This window comes from Pedobacter sp. HMWF019 (genome assembly GCF_003061025.1).
GTDB lineage: Bacteria > Bacteroidota > Bacteroidia > Sphingobacteriales > Sphingobacteriaceae > Pedobacter.
In genome coordinates this window covers 1-1,215 of the sequence record NZ_QAIL01000549.1, presented here as the reverse complement: position 1 = coordinate 1,215, position 1,215 = coordinate 1, and the positions used below count along the sequence as shown (strand labels likewise).

1 protein-coding gene is annotated in these 1,215 nt (G+C 33.7%); it reads left to right on the top strand.

What is annotated here, in order from left to right:
* Positions 1-796: lipopolysaccharide biosynthesis protein (locus DBR11_RS26790; protein ID WP_146186683.1), on the top strand; the 796-nt coding region annotated here is incomplete at its 5' end.
* Positions 797-1,215 lie beyond the last annotated feature (419 nt).

Sequence of the window (1,215 nt, the reverse complement as noted above, 5' to 3'; positions counted from 1 at the left end):
TCTCTATTCCTACCTCTTCTCTTCTTTTCTAACAAGCAGTTTCACATTGTCAATGGGATGGTGTAATCTTTCTTTTTTTAAAAATAGAAGCAAAGAGTGCATACTAACTATATATAATTTTGGCAAATTCAGTGTAGGAACTACTTTAAGTTCTAGTCTTTTCCGTACTACAGATACATTGATTATCAAAGTACTTTTAGGCGACGCAGCCTTGGCTATCTATAATCTTGGCGTAAAACTGCTTGAGGTTATTGAAATTCCGCTAAGAAGCTTTGCAGCCACAGGAATGCCTGTTTTGTCTTCCGCCTATAACAAAGGAAATAAAAATGAAGTGACCAACAACATGTCCAAATACATTGGAATGTTAACGGTAAGTCTAGTTCCGGTAGTTATATTATCCATTTTATTTGCTGATCTTGCAATTTACATTATTGGCGGCCAGAAATATATGGGTACAGAAGCAGCCAATGTGTTACGGATATTTATGACATTTGCACTTCTATATCCCGCTGATCGGTTTTTCGCATTAACCCTCGATGTAATCCATCAGCCGAAGATTAATTTCATAAAGGTATTGAGTATGCTGGCAGCAAACGTAATTTTCGATTTCGTAGGAATTAAGTTATTTGGAAACGTATATGGCGTTGCTTTGGGTTCCATTGTACCTGCTTTAATTGCTGTTGCAGTGGGCTACAAATATCTTCAGAGGTACCACAAATTCAACTTCTGGGCAATCTTCACTCTCGGCTATACAGAAATCCTCCTTCTACTGAAAAAAACTCTTAAAAAAAGCTAGATTTTAGAGTCGAAAAAATGTGCAAAGTTCAAGCCATTATTTTTCCATTCTCTAAAAACAGATTTCAATCCTCTGATTTTGAGATAAATTAATATTAAGCGGATTGTATGCTATCCTTCTTTCAATTCCAACACCATCTTGCTGTAGTATTTAAGCCACATTGCCAAATTAAAAAAGACAATATAAACTTATAATATAATTTTAGGCGATTTCACAACTTCGTGGTATTGAATAAGTTGATAATTTAAGTATTGTAAATATTTTTACCCAAATTGTGGAATTTATTACCGATTTCTCTACATATACTGTATTTTTGTAAAGAATCATTTATACTAAAAATATGAATCATAATAATTCCTGCTCCCGTAGCCGCAAAATGAACACTAGTTTTCTATTTACTAGTGGAATGATATTTATAC